Below are 16,791 nucleotides of genomic sequence, written 5' to 3' on the forward strand. Positions count from 1 at the left end.
AGAACCTTTTTTACAAAGGTTTGTTGTGTCACTCGCTCGACCGTTTCTGCCAGTTCACCATAGGAAGTCGTTTCTCCTGCAACAAACACCACTTCGTTGGCAATACGCGGCTGATGTAGATAAATGTCGGTGGTGAGTCGGCCGATATCTTCCGGAGAAGTTACTGTAACCTGTGTGTCCCATCCCCCCAGCGCATTGATAGTCCGTGCGGATAAATTCACCACATCGAATGCAGGCTCGAAGAGAAAGCTGGTAAACATACCGGTGGAGATAATGATCCATTCGGTGTTGTGTTGTTCTCGCAGTAATGTTCTTACATCATACTGTTCGTCCCAGACCGGCTGGCCGCTGCCTTTGCCGACGACATCGTAGTTAACACCAAACTGCCATGGAAAGTAGCGGTTAACTCCGGCTTCCAGTACTGCGCGGGTAATTTTTATCTGGGTGCCTGCGCCTGCAACAAACCCCATACAATTGATAACGGTATCAAACTCTTTAAACTGATCCTTCAGGGCGTCCATCGTGCTGTTGGCGATGTCCAGAGGGATTAATTTTGCTTCGGCATCCACATATTTTTGATGCGTGGAAGCGCGCAGTTGACCTTGTTCATCCCTGGCACGAGGCGAAACGATAACGCACACAGTGCCTTCTCGCTGAGAGACTGCGGGGAGCAGATGCTGCAGTACAGCCGCCCCGAGTTGTCCTGCGCCCAGCACCAGTATTTTTTCACCTGAGTGTAATTTATGCTCTGCCATGTTAGTTCCTTATACTATTTTAGCCGTGTTCAGTGTCCAGGAGAAAGTGTAGGGCGATGATGTACGTTCGATAAGATCCCTAAACCGAGTTAGACTGTTCGCTCTGACGGGATAATCAATATCTACAGGCAAGAGGGTAGGATGGATAAACTGGCAGCAATGCAGGTCTATGTCAGCGTGGTGGAAACTCATGGCTTTGCAAGAGCGGCAGAAGTGCTGGGTCTGCCACGCTCTACGGTTTCTAGGGTTATCCGGGAGCTGGAATCCTGGCTTGGTATCCAGCTTTTGCAGCGTACTACCCGCAAACTCAGCATCACGGCGGAGGGCCTGCGCTACTACGACGAATGCAAAAGGATCCTGACGGATATTGCGGCCATGGAGTCGTCTTTTCCCACCCGATCTGAGCAGCCAGGAGGCCGTTTCAAAGTGGGGATGCCCCATTCCCTCGCCCGACATTGCATTATCCCCGGGCTCCCGTCGTTTCTCCGCCAGTACCCCGGGCTGGAAGTGATGCTGTGCTCAAGCGATAATGTTGAGGATATCATCAGGGAAGGGTATGACTGCGTGATCCGTACTGGCAGGATCGAAGATTCAACAACCCTGGTTGCCCGCCCACTGCCTGGTTTTACCTGGGTCGTTCTGGCCGCGCCGTCTTATATTGATGCTTTCGGCAAGCCGCAAAAACTGGATGAACTGGAAAAGCATCACGCGGTTGGCTATCTGAATCACCGCACCGGACGCACAACTGAATGGTTTTTTACCCTTGATGGTGGGGATCGGGCGATCCGTATGAGAGAGGTGCTAATCGTTGACGATACCGATGCCTATATTCAGGCCGGGATAGAGGGGGTTGGGTTAATCCGTGTCGCCAGTTATCTGGCTATGCCGTACCTGCAAAGCGGGGAACTGGTCTCCTGTCTGGAGAACAGCACCTCTAAATTACCGCTATCCCTGGTATACCCCTATAGCCGTTATATACCACCGTCAGTTCGCGCTTTTTATGACTGGAGCAGAACGATGTTAAGTCACCCGGATAATCGTCAGTAAAGTAAAAAGAGAGTTAACTTTTTAGCGTACATTTTCATTCTGTTGGCCGTCAGATCCTGCTACGGGATGGATCACAAGACCTGCGTCCTTTTTCATGACAATACATTACCGGCTTTTACCGGTGATGTATTGCCAGCAAGCGCTTGTAGTCAGAATGGAACAACATTCAGTTCATCAGGTCGCGCCATTTTACCATCCTGTCACTAAGGTCAAGCATCTCTCCGTCGACACTGAAACGGCCATCGCCCTGATGGTGGAGCAGGCGCAGTTCCTGCCATGCGCTGTCAAGCCAAATCCGCCGAACTTCCAGCACCCACAGGTTATAGAGCCGCACCTGGCGGTCATCCACCACTCTGCACTCCAGGTTAGCCAGGCATTCATCTACCAGAGGCGCACTGATCGATTGCGCGGCGACGGGCGTCAGGCCGAAACGCGAAAATTTGTCGTCTGTTTCCCCCGAGCAATTACCGATGTCCACAACGGTCTTTGCCATCCCGGCTGGCGGTACAGCCAGAACACATTCCCCTGTATCTGACAGCGCCTGATAGCTGTAATCCCAGGGGCCGATAATCACACCGACCAGCGGTGGGGCATGCTGCATCATCATGTGAAAACCTGCGGTCATCAGATTCGTTCGGCCATCTGTCCCCCTCGTGGATACCAGAATAACGGGACCAGCTTCAAGAATACGGTACGCTTTCTCCGCAGGCAGGCTGTCATGCATGAGATATCCTCCAGAAAGCAAATCAGGGACAGTGTGGTTCACATGTCCCCGGTGAATGGGGTATTACTCTTCAAAATCCGTGGCATCTGACGCACTTCGCCAGACATCAATGTCCTGACTCACTGCATGCATTTTTTGTTCAGCAAGGGTGTTAGCAATCTTACCTGCAAAAAGATGCACGGGTGGGGTGTCAGCACTGGCCGCCTGCAGTATCAGAGAAGCGACTTTATCAGGATTGCCAGCCTGTTTGCCGTCCAGACCGTTCAGATGGAGGTCCAGCGAGGCCTGAGCTTCGGTATAATCAGAGATTGTGCGCTGGGCCACGACCAGCGTCTCCTTTGACAGGAACCCGGTGCGCACCGGTCCTGGATAAACCACTGTGGCTCTGATGTTCAGCTCGGCCAGTTCGGCCGCCAGGGTTTCGGTCAGACCGGCCAGTGCGAATTTGCTGGCGACATAGCTGCCCCAGCCCGCGTAACCGCCCTGAAAGCCCACGATCGACGCCACGTTGAAGATATGGCCGCTGCGCCGCGTACGCATATGCGGCAGGGCATGGCGCAGTACATGCAGGGGAGCAAATACGTTAACATCGAAATTGCGACGCAATTCGCTGTCGGTTAATGCTTCAATGGTGCCCTGCTGGCCGTAGCCTGCGTTGTTGACCACACAGTCAACGCGCCCGAAGGCGGCAATGGTGCTGTCGATGGCTTTTTGAACGCTGGCTTCGTTCACCAGGTCCACCTCCAGCGCCAGCAGTCGCGCGTTATCGTCGCCGAATGCCTGACGCAGACTGGTCAGGGTGCGGGAGGTTGCGGCTACGGCATCGCCTCGCGCCAGTAACTGGCGTGCCAGTGAAAGGCCAATACCACGAGCAGCGCCGGTGATAAACCAGACTTTTGCAGGGGAGGTTTGTTGTTGCATTGATGAAGACTCCTGTTGTTGAAAAATGAATTGCATCACTGAATGGCGACACTCATGCCACCGTCGGCCATAACCACTGCGCCGACAATGTAACTGGCCCTGTCTGACGCCAGAAAGGCTGCTACTTCTGCGATTTCATCGGGGTGGGCTGCACGACCAACAGGCGCTTTACGACCATGCTCTGCCAGATATGCCTGCCCGTCGGGCTGGATTGTATTCGTGATGTTTGTCACCGCATCTCCGGAACCGACTGCATTAACACGAATACCGTGAGCGATAGCCTCCAGCGCGAGTGTGCGGGTTAACTGTGCCAGCGCCCCCTTGGAGGCTGCATAGGCGGCGATACCGGGAAAAGACTGATAACAGGCGTAAGAACCAATATTAACGATTGCACCCGATTTTGCCGCCATCATTGGGCGCATGGCTTCCCTTGAAAAAAGGAATGCCCCCGTGGCATTAACAGCCATGACCTGGTTCCATTCCCTGAGCGTCATTTCTGCCACGGGCTGGTTGATGATGATGCCAGCGTTGTTGATTAAGACGTCGAGGCGACCGAACTGTTCTGTTGCAGTCCGCACGGCCAGTTCCGCACTGGCTTCCTGAGTCACGTCGGCGACAACGGGGACAATGCCTTCACGTGCTAGCGCATTGACATTATCCCCCCGGCCAACTGCGACGATACGAGCGCCCTGGCGGTGCAACAGTTCGACGGTCGCCAGGCCGATACCGCTGGCGGCACCGGTGACAATCGCAACACGGCCTGCAAAGGGCATAGCCCTGGAAAAAGAGCCTGACTCTGACATGAACACTCCTGAATAAATGAAAACATGTTTACGGTTAATGAGGACTGGCCACAGGGCGGACGATGAGTTCGCTGATATCAACGCCAGCGGGTTGTTCGATGGCATAGGCGATTGCCTGCGCCACGGGCTCCGGAGGTAAGGCGATGCGCCGGAATTCGCGCATGGCAGTCCGGGCTGTTTCGTCCGTAATATGATCGGCAAGTTCTGACTCGACCACCCCCGGGCTGACCAGCGTCACCCGGATCGCGTCGGTCTCCTGTCGCAGTCCGTCAGAAATAGCGCGCACGGCAAACTTGCTGGCGCAATAGACAGCGGCTGTGGGCGAGACCGTATACGCGCCTGTGGAGGCAATATTAATGATGTGGCCATAACCCTGCTCCTGCATGATCGGCAGGACGGCGGCTATTCCGTGCAGAACGCCCCGAACATTGACATCCAGCATGCGGTTCCACTCTTCGACCTTCAACGCTGCCAGCGGTGAGAGTGGCATAACGCCAGCGTTATTTATGAGCGCGTCAATGCGTCCGTGCTTCTCCAGCGCCCTGGCTGCGATGCGTTGCAAATCTTCTGGTTGCGTGACGTCAATTGCCATGGCATCAACATTACCCCCCATTGCCCGCAATTCTGTCGCCAGTGCGGTCAGTTTTTCCATACGTCTGGCACCGATAAACAAATGATGCCCCTTACTGGAAAGATGACGGGCTGTGGCCTCACCTATACCACTACTGGCACCGGTAAGAATGACCACCTTAGACGTTTCTGATACCACTGTTTTCATCACTCCTCCTTGCCTGTCACCGGGCGGGACAGGGAATGTCATTGGAATATCAAACAGGCAGGTATCATAAAGAGAGGGCACATACGACGACAGGCCTGACACTCTTGCATCATTGCCTAATCCTATTTTCTTTATTGATTTTTAAGCATGCAGGGAGTGAAAATATAATCATTAAATTCAGTTAGCAGGTCTGATGTATGCCAGAAAGATTGCCCTCCATATCTCAACAGTCCGAAATGGCGGCTATGATTTGCCAGCTCGCCCCACATGAAGGTCACACCCGTACGTTGCTGGATGGCGTGCGTCTGATGCGTGCTGACGGTGCGCTGGGGCGTACCCCCGTGTTGTACGAACCAGGCATTGTTATTGTCTGTCAGGGGCACAAAAGAGGTTACCTGGCTGACAGGGTTTACCACTACGACCCTTTGCACTACCTGGTGCTGTCAGTACCTCTGCCATTTTCAAGCGAGACAGATGCCAGCCCGGCAGAACCTTTTCTTGCTGTGTCCATTCGGCTGGATATGACAGCTGTGGCAGACCTGGTTATGGCTGTCGATCACCATGCCACTGCATCAGGTTCACCCGTTGGCATTGTCTCCACACCACTTGACGACACGCTGGCAGATACGACAGTTCGTCTTCTGAAGGTATTATTTTCACCACTTGAAGCGCGGGTTCTGGGGCCGGGGATTGTGCGGGAGCTGATTTTTCGTGTGCTGCTGGGTGAACAGGGCGGAGCCATTCGTGCTGCGCTGGCCTGCCATGGCAACTTTGGACGTATTGCACGTACGTTACGGCGTATCCACCTCGATTACGCCCGTCCACTGGATGTGGCTTCACTTGCGCACGAAGCTGGCCTGAGCGTTCCGGCTTTTCATGCGCATTTCAAAGCCGTGGCGGCGACTTCTCCCATTCAGTACATCAAGTCAGTACGTCTTCATCAGGCGCGACTGATGATGATACGGGACAACGTTACTGCAGCAGGGGCAGCAGCTCGGGTCGGCTACGAAAGTGCGTCGCAGTTCAATCGGGAGTTCAAAAGACTGTTTGGTCGCAGTCCCGGAGAGGAGACACGTAAAATGCGCACGGCATTCGCACTGATGGAACCTGCGCAACTCGAAGCAGCGACATCGACACACTAATCTGCAACTGTCGATATTCATGCGCAAATGTTCACTGTAAACCGGACTGAGACGCCAGGACGCTAACAGTTCATGCTGATATGAAGGTTATCTGAATAACCTGTGGGATTTTCTTTCGTAACAAAAATGTCAGCTACACCTGCCGGCACATCAACACCGGCAGCCAGAACCAGTATGTACCCGTACCTCTGTGAACTGCGTGGAAGACGAACGTAAAAACATCGCAAAACCTGGTGCGAAAGCGTAAAGCAGTAGTGCCATTTATACGCGCAGATTGCCGGGCTAACCGTCCTGTTTTCATCACCAGGTTTTCAGGCTCCGTTCGATTTACAAACCCAGCTTGTCTTTCATTTCTTTTTCTTCAATTGCTTTGGCGATAGCGTTTCTCATTACTTTCAGAATGATCCCGCTGAACATAGCCGTTAAACCGATGGTAAAGAATGCCGTAACCGCAAGGTCAATTAACCAGAATCCGGAATGAACAAGAACGGGCCTGTAAATTGCAACACCGGCAAAAACCACCCAGTGACTGAAACAATAAAAACAACTGAACAGGTAGCCTATCATGGCATTTTTTTTGACCATCCATTCACGCAACGGGCGAAACATTTCCTGCTGCGTGACGGTGATTGAAATGCAACTGGACATCAGTGCAATGACGAGGCAGACCCATAACTGTTCTAACACATTATCGAATGACATAAAAAATACTCTCTGTATGGATTTCATGTAATAGTATAAGATACATGAAATCGCGCCACTTATGCAACAACGAAAGTTTCATAAGCAACTTCGCAGAAAACAGGATAAAAAATGAGAAAAGACCACCGGCTGTCCCGTGCATTACACGTGCTGATACATATGGATAAAATCCGCGATCCCGTTACCTCCGAAGATATAGCCTCGATGATCAATACGAATCCGGTTGTGGTCAGACGCCTTTTCCAGGGGCTCAAACAGGCGGGTATCATTCATTCTGAAAAAGGGCATGGAGGTGGCTGGACACTCCAGAAACCTCTCGGAGACATCACTCTCCTTCAGGTTTTCCACGCTATTGGCAGCACTGAACTTTTTTCAATAGGCTGGGCGACTGAACATGACAAATGCCAGATAGAGGATGCAGTTAACAATGAAATAAGTGATACGCTTGAAGAGGCGAGACGTCTGATTACGAACCGCTTTGCTGAACTTACCCTTGATAAGCTTGTGCCGGAAGTCCTTAAACATAAATAAATTCAACAGCCGGGCATCATATAATGTCCGGCTGTTGAAAGGTCACCATAAATTTTAGTCTGAAGCCTGTTCTGTTATCGGCTGTTCCTCAGGCGCGTCCGGTAAAGTGGCCGAGTGCAGTGGTTTCCCTGATATTTGTCGGGCTAACAGGTAGAACACGGGGGTCATAAACAAGCCAAAAAGGGTGACGCCGAGCATGCCAAAGAATACTGATATCCCAATTGCCTGACGCATCTCAGCGCCTGCTCCATGCGATACCATCAGGGGGATTACACCCATGATGAAAGCCAGTGAGGTCATCAGAATTGGACGCAGCCTGAGACGGCATGCCTCTTTCACCGCGTTAAAGGCAGACTTACCTGAAAGCTCAAGTTCACGGGCAAATTCAACGATAAGAATGGCATTTTTAGATGCGAGCCCGACCAGGACGATAAATCCAATTTGCGTAAAGATATTATTGTCCCCATGAGTCAGCCACACCCCGGTAAGTGCAGAAAGGATACTCATTGGGACAATCATAATGACAGCCAAAGGGAGCGTAAGGCTTTCATACTGGGCAGCCAGTACCAAGAATACCAATAATACACAGAGTGGAAAAATCCAGACGGCACTGTTGCCTGCAAGAATTTGCTGGTAGGTCAGGTCTGTCCACTCATACTCTACGCCGGGTGGAAGTGTTTTCATCGCTATACGTTCAATCTCTTCCATCGCCTGACTTGAAGAATAGCCTGGAGCAGGAGCGCCACTAAGATCGACCGCTGTAAAACCGTTATAACGGGTAACCAGCTCAGGACCGTGTGTCGGCTCAATACGGGCTATGGCAGACAGCGGTACCATATTGCCATCGGCATTTCGGGTCTGTAGTTTCAGTATATCCTCCGGGGTCGCCCTGAACTCTGCGTCGGCCTGCATTCTTACCTGATATACACGACCTATTATATTGAAATCATTTATATAATATGAGCCAAGATAGGATTGTAATGTCTCGGTGATATCACTGATGTTCACCCCAAGTTGTTTGGCGCGATTACGGTCAATATCGACATTAATTTGTGGAAAATTATTCTGGTATGTTGAAAAAAGTGGCGTCAGCACAGGTGATTTAGCTGCTTCTGCCTGAAAGCGTCGAAGTACTTCGGCCATTCCGTCGTAACCGATATTTCCTCTGTCTTCAAGCTGCAATTTGAATCCCCCCAGGGAACCCAGACCCATAACGGGTGGTGCCGGGAAAACGGCCGCAAAATCTGCGCCAGGAAGTGACTGATATCTGGCATTCAGAGAGGCGGCAACATCATCTGCGCTGATGCCAGGCCGTTGCTCAAAAGGCTTGAGGAGGACAAATGTCAGACCGGAACCAGGGCTTGTGGTGGTGCCGTTTACAGACAATCCAGCATAAGAAGATGTGGAAGATACTCCTGGCTCACTTCGTGCTATTTCATTCATTTTTTCCAGTACCCGGTCTGTTCTGGACAATGATGCGCCAGCAGGAAGCTGCACAAAACTGATAAGGTATTCTTTATCCTGAGCAGGGATAAACCCCCCAGGTACAGACCTGCCCAGTAACAGCGTAATTGCCAGCAGAATGCCATAAATCACCATAATCAGAATCTTGCGCTGGCCAAGCGCGCCAACACCTTTTTCATATCGCCTGGCACTACTGTTGAACAGGCGGTTGAAAACAGTAAAGAACCGTCCACAACTACGATGCATAATGCGCGTAAGCCAGTCGCTGTCTGAATCACGTGACTTCAGCAGCATGGCAGAGAGAGCCGGTGAGAGCGTAAGGGAGTTAATAGCGGAGATAATCGTTGAAACTGCTATTGTCACTGCAAACTGCTGATAAAACCTCCCGGTCAGGCCACTCATAAAAGCCAGCGGAACAAATACGGCACTCAGCGTCAGCGCGATCGCAATAATGGGACTACTGACTTCCTGCATAGCCTTGCAGGCGGCATGATATGGCGTCATGCCTCTTTCTATGTTTCTTTCTACATTTTCAACAACAACAATGGCATCATCAACGACAATGCCAATAGCCAGGACGAGGCCAAAAAGGCTCAGGGCATTGATTGAAAACCCAAAAAGGTACAGAAATGCCATTGTGCCGGTTATCGAAACGGGAACAGCCAGCAGAGGAATGACTGAGGCGCGCCAGGTCTGGAGGAAAAGAAAAACAACCAGTACCACGAGGAGTATGGCCTCAAAAAGAGTATGAAGCACAGCTTCTATACCCGCCCTGACTGATTTGGTTGGATTGTAAACTATCTGGTAATCCAGTCCTTCGGGGAACTGTTTTTTCAGCTCTTCCATTGTGCGACTTACCCGTGAGGCAATTTCCAGAGCATTTGCGCCCGGAGACTCCTGTATGGCCAGCGCTACCGCAGGCTTTTTATCCAGGTAAGTACGCATGGCATAATTTTCAGCGGCCAGTTCAATACGGGTGACATCTTTCAATAATGTCGTTCTGGTATCCTGTCGGGCATGAAGCACAATGTTGCCAAATTCTTCAGCCGTTTTAAGCCGACCGCTGGCATTAACTGACAACTGTAACGGTGTTTCTTCCGCCATAGGGGCTGCGCCAACGCTTCCCACTGGTGACTGGGCGTTTTGTTCACGGATAGCAGAGGCGACATCTGATGTCGTCAGTCCGCGAGCAGCCATAGCATCAGGATTAAGCCAGATTCGCATCGCGTAACCACCGGGGCCCCATACTGATACTTGGCCAACTCCCTCAATACGCGAGAGCTGGTCTTTGATGTTACGTATGGCGTAATTACTGATGTAATTATCGTTATATCTGCCATCAGGCGATATCATATGAACGGCAAGTGTGATATTCGGCGAGCTTTTATTCGTTGTGACACCCAGTCGCTGGACATCTTCAGGTAACCGGGGCAGAGCCTGCGACACCCGGTTCTGCACCCATTGCTGAGCCTGATCGGGATCTGTGCCCAGTTTGAAGGTCACTGTCAGATAGAGATTGCCATCCTCATTTGAAAGTGACTGCATATACAGCATATTCTCTACGCCGTTCACAGTTTCCTCTATTGGAGCTGCAACCGTCTGTGCAATCGTAGTGGCATTGGCTCCAGGATACTGGGCATGAACGATAACGGATGGGGGGACAACCGGTGGGTATTCCGATACCGGTAGACGAAATATGGCGATAATCCCTGCCAGAATGAACAACGCAGACAGTACTCCAGCAAAAACCGGCCTGTCGATAAAGAATTTTGATACTTTCATGATGACTTATTTCCTTCCCGGGATTTTGAAGAAGGGGATTCGTCTTTGCTGACAACGACTGTTTCACCGGGACTGACCAACTGCGCCCCATCGGAAATAACTCTGTCACCCTTATTGAGGCCTTTTTTCACAACAATCAGTTCCCCCTGTCTGTTTCCCAGTTCGAGGGGGCGATATTCAACTTTGTCATTGTTTCCGACTACCAGAACATAGCGTCTGTCCTGGTCGGTGCGGATCAGTGTCTGGTCAATCATTACTGCTGTATAAGATTTGCTTGCCTGGAGTCTGACCCGAGCCTGTAAACCGGGAAGCAACCTTGATGTTGGATTATCAAGAAGTGCGCGCATCCTGATAGTGCCGGTTTCAGTACTGAGATGATTATCCACAGAATGAAGAATGGCTTTATGTGGATAATCTTTTTCATCGGCCAGTCCTACCAGCACTTCAGGTTTGTCTTTATTTGAAAGCTTGTCGATATAATTAAGATAGGTTCGTTCATCCGCATTAAAAGCGACATACAAGGGATCAAGAGCAACAATGGATGCAAGAACCGGACTGTCAATACCGGCTGCGACCAGATTACCGACTGTCAGTTCTGCTCTGGAAATACGGCCAGTTACCGGTGCGGTGATCCGGGTATAGCTTTCGCTGAGCCTGGCGCTCTCGACCTCAGCTTCGGCAATCTCCCTGGCTGCTTTCGATTCCCGGGCGGCATTGTTCAGAACGTCATAATCGCGCTGTGAGATAGCATGGGTCCCGATAAGTTTTTTACCCCGGGACAGATCCAGCAATGCCAAGTCCTGCTTCGCTTTTGCCTGCGCGTATGCTGCACGAGCCCGGGCCAGTTCAGTCTTATAAGGGGCTGGATCGATAATAAATAAAATATCGCCTTTCCTGACCAACTGACCATCCCTGAACTTAACATCCACAATCGAGCCTGTAACTTTTGAACGTACAGTGACCTCATCGGTGGCTTCCAGTTTTCCCGAGAATTCGACCCAGTCGTTTACCGTATGAACAACTGCGGACGTAGTTCGCACCGTTTTAAAGTTTGATGTCTCAAGTGCATACGCGCCGGGTATGACGCTCTGTTTTGAAAGGAACAGCCCGATGACAGCCAGTGTACCGGTTAAGCACAACATGCGAAGTTTGAACGATACAGTCATAAATCATTCCAAAAATCATGTGGTTATAAAGGTAAAGTTAAGTTGTTTGTTGGCCCCTACATGTCACAGCGTTTACCTGCGTTACTTTGTGATGTGTGCGCACCATAAGACGTTGCAAACTCGCATCGGAAAGATAAACTCATGTAACTTTACAAGGGACATGAGTTAGCTTATTACATGAAACCATGAAAGTTACATGATATTTTGCGTGTGATGTTTTCAATTCCGTTAAAGTGAATGCAATCTTTCACGAGAAAGTTGTTTTTATTTGCTATTTAATCAGTCTTGATAACATTCCGGTTTTACCGGGAGAATGAGTGGGGCTGGGAAGCAAACACAGTAATGTTCACGTCAAGTTAATAGCCGAGTACCTTCTCGCCCTAAACCAGCAGCGTGTTCGATACGTCAGGAGCCTGATCTGCATTTCTTAGAGTTTTCCTTTGTCGGCCGTTTTAAGACTATGGAATGTTCTGTAGAGAACATCCGCAATAGCCTTTTTCAAAGGCAAATACCTTACAGGAGTCATTACTCCTTCGCAGTCATGGGATTTAAACTAAAAAAACCATATCAATTGACGCCGATATGGGGTTGATTTGTTACGCCAGATAATTCATGAACTATCTGGCGTAATGCTTTATTTTCTGATAAGGAAATATGGTGGAACGTAGGCTTCACGGCATATATCCAGATAATCGGACCACCACTGCATCATCGCCTTGCGGGCTTCCAGATGTTCTGCCTTGTGAATATAAGCCATGCGCACGGTATTGCGCTCCTGATGACTCATCTGGCGTTCTACTGCGTCCTTTGACCATAAACCCGATTCCATCAGCGCACTGCATGCCATCGCCCGAAAGCCGTGGCCACAGATATCCTTTTTTGTGTCGTAGCCCATCACCCGCAATGCCTTGTTGACCGTGTTTTCACACATTGGCTTATACGGGTTATGGTCGCCGGGGAAGACCAGTTCATTATTACCGGTGATATCTTTAATCTGTTTCAGAATGGCGATGACATGTTCTGAGAGGGGGACGATATGCGGCATTCGCATTTTGGCCCCGCGCTCGGAATAACGCACGCCAATAATGGGTTCTCGCGTCGCGGGTATCGTCCAGACCCGGTTTGTGAAATCAATCTCTGACCAGCGGGCGAAACGCAGTTCACTGGAGCGAATGAACACATGCAGCATCAGCAGGACGGCAAGCCGGGTAAGTTCGCGGCCCTGATGATATGCCTCAATACGTTCAAGCAGTTCAGGCAGCCGCTCCAGTGGCAGGGCAGGATAGTGCCGTCTGACAGGAGGTGTGGTCACGCCGCCAAGGTTTGCTGCCGGGTTAGTATCGATTAACCCCTGATGGACCGCATGGCGCATTATGTTACTCAAGTGCTGCCGCGTGCGGGACGCAACTTCCAGCAGACCTTTTTCCTCGATCCCTTTCAGCAGGTCAATGAAATGACGGGGTTTAAGTTCTGATACAGGCAGGTTCCCGATAACCGGAAAGATGTGATTGTTCAGGCTGGCAAGCAGACGGTCAGCGGTGTTCTGCGACCATTTCCGGTTAGTTTTATGCCACGCCCGCGCCACGTTTTTAAAAGCTTTATCCGGTGTTCGTGAGCCACGTTCAGCAGCCCGCTGCTGTACCGGGTTGATGTTCAGCGCCAGCATTTTACGGACACCTTCACGCTGCTGTCGCGCATCAGACAGGGAGACGGCAGGATAGGCACCCAGCGCAATGCGGGATTCTTTACCGTTAATACGGTACTTGAGATACCAGTGACGTGAGCCACCCGGCTTGACCAGCAGATACAGACCGTGGGAATCGGAGACTTTAAAGGGTTTATCAGAAGGCTTGAGAGTGCGGATTTTCGCGTCGGTAAGGGACATATGGGGGTCACTCCATTATCGAACTAACCTGACCCCAGATTTGACCACCAATTTTTCCCGATGCGGAGGGTAAAATCAAAATGCACCGGGAAGAGTTTTCACGCTAACCTGTTGAACCAACATCATATAATGATTCGCAAGGATGCATGAAAACAGGAAATTGGCTCCTCTGACTGGACTCGAACCAGTGACATACGGATTAACAGTCCGCCGTTCTACCGACTGAACTACAGAGGAATCGTGTGAACGAGGCGCATACTACTGGCCCCGCATTTTTGTGTCAACACTAAAATTAACACGCTGATTCAAATGGCTAAATTTAGTTCAACACGTTGTTTTAGTGTACAATGCGCCGTTCGTCTTCATCCTGCAGGCCATTCTCACGAATACGCATTAGCGGGTCCTGTCGGTAAAACTGGCAGAAACGCTGCCACAGGGCCGGGAAACGAGGCGCAAATAATTCGGGAGCGCTGAAAAAATATTCTGATAACACGGCAAAACATTCCGCAGGATCGGTCGCCGCATAGGCATCAATGCTCGCTGCACTCTCTCCCACCAGGTCTATCTCATCCTGAATGTTGTTCATCGCCGCGTGGAGATCGTGCTCCCACCCAGCAACCTCGCGCAGCGGGATGAGAGGCACGCCGCTGGCCCGATCGCCGTTTCTCGCATCAAGCTTATGCGCCACTTCATGCACCACGAGGTTAAAGCCTGAGGCATCAAACGAGTCCTGAATATCCAGCCAGTTCAGCACCACTGGACCCTGCTGCCAGCTCTGTCCCGATTGTACTACCCGTTGATTATGAACCAGTCCAATATCATCTTCCCATTCGTCATCGACCACAAACGGGGCAGGGTAGATCAGGACCTCATGGAAACCGTCCAGCCACTCAATGCCAAGTTCAAGAACGGGCAGGCAAAAGAGCATAGCAATGCGCGCCTGATGCAGCGGAGTCAGCTCCAGCCCCTGCAGGGCCACCAGCCGCTTTTGCTGTAAAAAACGGGCAGCCATCTGCGTAAGCTTCTGCTGCTCAGAGGGCGAAAGATGGGCTAAAACCGGAATGGCAAGCGCTTGCTCCCAGGGCATCTCTGCGTTGCCGGACTCATCATCTGCTTTCCAGGGCCATTTAAACATCATATTGCTCGCAAAGTCGTCACTTGAACACGATTACCGAAACAGGTGCTATTAAAATGCCAAAGATCCTGGCATTATAGCAACCATCACAGCGGAGAGATGCCGGAGCGGCTGAACGGACCGGTCTCGAAAACCGGAGTAGGGGCAACTCTACCGGGGGTTCAAATCCCCCTCTCTCCGCCACTTTTTCCTCGTAAGACCATTCCCCTTCGATGACTCCGTTAGCTTCAGGTATAACGCCTGGGCTGGGGTATCGCCATCATCATCGTCCTGGTTTCAGCGTAAAACGCCTGCGCGCCTTATCCTTTTGTGTCCTTACCGCTGAATGTTGCCCGAACGAGCTTAAACGCATCATAAAGAGGGAAGGTGCGCCTGGAAAGCGGCAATGTTGAAAAGAGTGATCTCAACGGAGCGGGAGTAAGAAAAAGCCCGCTGAGCGCGGGCTTAGAGGGGGATTAGAACTGATAGACCAGACCGAGGGCGACGATGTCATCGGTCGCGATACCGCTGTTTTTATAGAAGCGGTCGTCTTCATCCAGCAGGTTGATTTTGTAATCCACATAGGTGGACATATTTTTGTTGAAGTAGTAGGTCATGCCCACGTCAACATACCTGACCAGATCCTTGTCGCCGTAGCGGGAATAGGTGTAGAGATCTTTACCCTTCGACTGCAGATAGGCGACAGACGGACGCAGCGGTAAATTAAAGTCGTCAAACTGATACTGCGCGACCACTTCGAAGTTCTGCGTTTTGTTGGCAATCCCACCAAAACTATCGTTGCCGTAGAAGGTCATGTTGCGGGTTTCTGCATACATGGCGGCCAGATAGATGTTGTTGGCGTCATATTTCGCCCCGACGGTCCAGGCATCGGCTTTATCGCCATTGGCGTAGCGCTGGCTGCTACGAGCTTCTGCCAGCTGGTTATGGGTACGGTCAGAAGACGAATAGGCTGCCCCGAAGCTGATGCCCATATCGAGATCGTAGTAGCTGGAGATACCGAAACCGTCGCCATTTTCCCGCGCCAGTTTACGATCACCGCCGTTATTAGTGCCTTCGCCAGAACCGGCGTTTTCATTATTACCCTGATACTGCAGGGCGAAGTGCAGGCCATCGACGAGGCCGAAGAAGTCGCTGTTACGATAGGTGGCCACGCCGTTGGTACGGCCGGTCATGTAGACGTCGGTCTGGGTGTAGGTATCGCCGCCGAATTCCGGCAACATATCGGTCCAGGATTCGATGTCGTAAACTACGCCGTAGTTACGACCGTAATCCAGTGAGCCCCAGTCGGCAAACTTCAGACCGGCAAAGCCGAGACGGGTCCAGGAATTCGCGCCTTCTTTTTCGGTGGTGTTTGCCTGAATGTTGTATTCCCACTGACCGTAGCCGGTTAATTCTGAGGCAATTTGTGTTTCGCCTTTCAGACCAAAGCGAACATAAGTCTGATCGCCGTCCTCTGAAGTGTCGTCAGAGAAGTAATGCAGGCCGTCGACTTTACCGTAGAGGTCCAGTTTGTTGCCGTTGTTGTTATAGATTTCCGCGGCGTTAACGGCATTGGCCATTAAGAGTGCCGGTACCATGAGTGCCAGTACTTTTCTTTTCATTATATATTCCCTTTTAATAATAATTGCTATGAATTATGACAAACCCTCCGGAATGACGATCCGATACTAACGACTAAGTTCACCTTTATTTAAAATAAAATATGTAAATAAATAATGTAAAATATTTCTAATTATTTCCATGTGGTTCTTTATATTAAATTTGGATGTTTGTGCAAGATTTATTATCTTATTATATAGCAATGCTTTATTGGAACATTGGTTAGATGTTGTTAATGTTATGAAATGGATTGTATAAATTATAGTCAAAGGCATTATTCATTATGGAAATTTATTTTTCGTGAATGGAAATAACCAGGAAATTATTAACTCAGCTTGCGTTATTTAAGGAATGAAT

General features: G+C 50.5%; 14 protein-coding genes and 2 tRNA genes. 4 read left to right on the plus strand and 12 right to left on the minus strand.

The genetic code is table 11. From position 1 onward, the window contains the following. Positions 1 to 755: aromatic alcohol reductase (locus ACKLKD_RS15705; RefSeq protein WP_420061978.1), on the minus strand; the 755-nt coding region annotated here is incomplete at its 3' end. Positions 756 to 896: 141 nt separating this feature from the next. On the opposite strand from ACKLKD_RS15705, the gene ACKLKD_RS15710 reads away from it, so the two are divergent. Next, on the plus strand, positions 897 to 1,802 hold the full coding sequence (locus ACKLKD_RS15710) for a LysR family transcriptional regulator (RefSeq protein ID WP_080924912.1): 906 nt from the start codon (positions 897 to 899) through the stop codon (positions 1,800 to 1,802). 166 nt (positions 1,803 to 1,968) lie between these two features. Here the strand turns inward: ACKLKD_RS15710 and ACKLKD_RS15715 are convergent, their stop codons facing one another. From ACKLKD_RS15715 to ACKLKD_RS15730, 4 genes are all read right to left on the minus strand, one after another. Beyond that, entirely contained in the window at positions 1,969 to 2,526 is a 558-nt protein-coding gene (locus ACKLKD_RS15715) for a flavin reductase family protein (protein WP_080896646.1), read from the minus strand. Positions 2,527 to 2,589: 63 nt separating this feature from the next. After that, the gene (locus ACKLKD_RS15720) at positions 2,590 to 3,447 is read right to left on the minus strand and encodes an SDR family oxidoreductase (protein WP_080924911.1); all 858 of its coding nucleotides are present in this window, start codon (positions 3,445 to 3,447) and stop codon (positions 2,590 to 2,592) included. Between the two features lie 35 nt (positions 3,448 to 3,482). Then, positions 3,483 to 4,250 carry an SDR family NAD(P)-dependent oxidoreductase gene (locus tag ACKLKD_RS15725; RefSeq protein ID WP_020078425.1) on the minus strand — a complete coding sequence of 256 codons (768 nt, stop codon included), beginning with the start codon at positions 4,248 to 4,250 and terminating at the stop codon, positions 3,483 to 3,485. A gap of 34 nt (positions 4,251 to 4,284) precedes the next feature. Further along, positions 4,285 to 5,028: an SDR family oxidoreductase gene (locus ACKLKD_RS15730; protein WP_080924909.1), complete on the minus strand. Its 744-nt coding sequence runs from the start codon at positions 5,026 to 5,028 to the stop codon at positions 4,285 to 4,287. A gap of 197 nt (positions 5,029 to 5,225) precedes the next feature. Here ACKLKD_RS15730 and ACKLKD_RS15735 point away from each other — a divergent pair, with 197 nt between their 5' ends. After that, the gene (locus tag ACKLKD_RS15735) at positions 5,226 to 6,170 is read left to right on the plus strand and encodes an AraC family transcriptional regulator (RefSeq protein ID WP_075324496.1); all 945 of its coding nucleotides are present in this window, start codon (positions 5,226 to 5,228) and stop codon (positions 6,168 to 6,170) included. 327 nt (positions 6,171 to 6,497) lie between these two features. On the opposite strand, the gene ACKLKD_RS15740 is transcribed toward ACKLKD_RS15735, so the two are convergent. Continuing rightward, the gene (locus tag ACKLKD_RS15740; RefSeq protein WP_080924908.1) at positions 6,498 to 6,872 is read right to left on the minus strand and encodes a hypothetical protein; all 375 of its coding nucleotides are present in this window, start codon (positions 6,870 to 6,872) and stop codon (positions 6,498 to 6,500) included. A 111-nt stretch (positions 6,873 to 6,983) separates the two neighbouring features. On the opposite strand from ACKLKD_RS15740, the gene ACKLKD_RS15745 reads away from it, so the two are divergent. Continuing rightward, positions 6,984 to 7,403: an Rrf2 family transcriptional regulator gene (locus ACKLKD_RS15745; protein WP_020078429.1), complete on the plus strand. Its 420-nt coding sequence runs from the start codon at positions 6,984 to 6,986 to the stop codon at positions 7,401 to 7,403. A gap of 54 nt (positions 7,404 to 7,457) precedes the next feature. Here the strand turns inward: ACKLKD_RS15745 and ACKLKD_RS15750 are convergent, their stop codons facing one another. From ACKLKD_RS15750 to mtfA, 5 genes are all read right to left on the minus strand, one after another. Further along, entirely contained in the window at positions 7,458 to 10,649 is a 3,192-nt protein-coding gene (locus ACKLKD_RS15750) for an efflux RND transporter permease subunit (RefSeq protein ID WP_080924907.1), read from the minus strand. Further along, entirely contained in the window at positions 10,646 to 11,815 is a 1,170-nt protein-coding gene (locus ACKLKD_RS15755) for an efflux RND transporter periplasmic adaptor subunit (RefSeq protein ID WP_080896648.1), read from the minus strand. The genes ACKLKD_RS15750 and ACKLKD_RS15755 overlap by 4 nt, the downstream gene beginning before the upstream one ends. 634 nt (positions 11,816 to 12,449) lie before the next feature. Then, positions 12,450 to 13,700 carry a tyrosine-type recombinase/integrase gene (locus tag ACKLKD_RS15760; protein WP_080924906.1) on the minus strand — a complete coding sequence of 417 codons (1,251 nt, stop codon included), beginning with the start codon at positions 13,698 to 13,700 and terminating at the stop codon, positions 12,450 to 12,452. Between the two features lie 161 nt (positions 13,701 to 13,861). Further along, positions 13,862 to 13,937 (minus strand) — tRNA-Asn (locus ACKLKD_RS15765). Between the two features lie 100 nt (positions 13,938 to 14,037). Beyond that, positions 14,038 to 14,838, minus strand: a complete 801-nt coding sequence (mtfA, locus tag ACKLKD_RS15770; RefSeq protein ID WP_165931779.1) for a DgsA anti-repressor MtfA — start codon at positions 14,836 to 14,838, stop codon at positions 14,038 to 14,040. A 90-nt stretch (positions 14,839 to 14,928) separates the two neighbouring features. On the opposite strand from mtfA, the gene ACKLKD_RS15775 reads away from it, so the two are divergent. Beyond that, positions 14,929 to 15,018: transfer RNA gene (locus tag ACKLKD_RS15775), tRNA-Ser, on the plus strand. Between the two features lie 272 nt (positions 15,019 to 15,290). Here the strand turns inward: ACKLKD_RS15775 and ompC are convergent. Then, positions 15,291 to 16,436, minus strand: a complete 1,146-nt coding sequence (gene ompC / locus ACKLKD_RS15780) for a porin OmpC (protein WP_087805322.1) — start codon at positions 16,434 to 16,436, stop codon at positions 15,291 to 15,293. Positions 16,437 to 16,791: the final 355 nt, after the last annotated feature.

The sequence above is a fragment of the Klebsiella sp. 10982 genome (assembly GCF_048589245.1).
In the GTDB taxonomy this organism is placed as follows: Bacteria; Pseudomonadota; Gammaproteobacteria; order Enterobacterales; family Enterobacteriaceae; genus Klebsiella; species Klebsiella quasivariicola.